We start from the raw sequence: 1,352 nt of genomic DNA on the forward strand, positions 1-1,352 counted from the left end.
CGCTCTGATGTCCGCTGTCAAGGATTAGAACGCAGAGCCTCGCCCGATCGTCGATCGGCTGTTCATAGAGATGATCGTGCATAGGTGGAGGCGGAACCGAAGGACGTCGGTGATCAAGCTCTGATGCGCGGGTTGGCTACCGCATTCCCGATTGTGCGTCCGAGGTCTGCTCCTATCTTACTGCGGGCGTCGGCGTTTTGGCCGGCCACAAAGCGTCTGACGGGCATTCCCTCTGCCGTGGTCCCGCCTCCGCCCATGCACGATGATGAGAAGGGCGCCTAATCAGGCTGGCTGCACTTGCCTAGCGACCGCCCACATGAACCCGACCAGCTCACGGGCGATAGCGGTGCAGACCACCGTCGTTCGTTTGCCGCACGCAGCCAGCTTCCGGTAGCGAGCCGTCAAGCGGCTCTGTGCTTTCCACGCAATCTCTCGCACGGCTGGCGATGCCTGCTCGAGCCGGTATAGCTTTGTCTTGCCGATCTTCGGCGGGTGTCGATAGGTCCAGGCGCTCTCGACCAACATGTGGCGGACGCGGCCGTTGCCGGCCTTGGTGATGCCGCCCCGCCTGACGGTCTCCCCCGTCGATCGCTCGCCCGGCACCAGGCCGAGATAGCCCATGAGTTGACGTGGGCTCTCAAAGCGGCTCACGTCACCAACCTCAGTGGCGAATGTCACTGCGACGATCAGATCGATCCCCCGCAATGTCTGAAGTGCCCGCACGAGCGGCTCCAGAGACCAGGCTGAGACGAACTCTTCGATCGTACGCTCCAGACGTTCGACCCGCTCCCTGGCGACGCGAACTGCTTCGACCATCTCCTGGAGCGCGATCTGATGTGCGGGGTGATCGAACTGCTGTTCCTGAAGCCAGCGCAGATAGCGCATCGTCCAGCCCTTCTTGCGGGGATAGGTGCGGCCGTGCTTGAGCATGAAGGCGCTCACCTGTTGGCGGTGGACCCGCAGTGCCTCAACCGCTGCCGCTCGGGCGCGAACGAGATCTCGCATTGCCTCGTGGCCTTCATCGGGAACCCATACCGCCGTCAGTTCGCCGGCGCGCAGCAACCGGGCGAGAGAAACGGCGTCCCGGCGGTTCGTCTTCACCCGATCGCCGGGCTTCCTTGGGATCAACGATGGCGCCACCACCGTGCATTCGTGGCCGAGCGACCGGATCAGACGATAAAGGCCATAGCCCGTCGGGCCGGCCTCGTAACAGAAGTGGACGCGGTTAAACCGGCTGGCGATCCGCACTATAACGCCGCGCATGTTGACGGCCGAAGCATCGACTTCACCGAAGAAGCGAACCTCTCCCTCCCGGCCTGCCTCCGCAATCGCGACGGCATTTCTCAGCTTGG

1 protein-coding gene is annotated in these 1,352 nt (G+C 63.4%); it reads right to left on the bottom strand.

Annotation, left to right across the window (positions count from 1 at the left end; genetic code table 11):
* Window positions 1-282: 282 nt before the first annotated feature.
* A partial coding sequence (locus FBZ93_RS40380; protein ID WP_246667870.1) for an IS110 family transposase occupies window positions 283-1,352 on the bottom strand: 1,070 nt, incomplete at its 5' end.

Source organism: Bradyrhizobium macuxiense (assembly GCF_007993935.1).
GTDB lineage: Bacteria > Pseudomonadota > Alphaproteobacteria > Rhizobiales > Xanthobacteraceae > Bradyrhizobium > Bradyrhizobium macuxiense_A.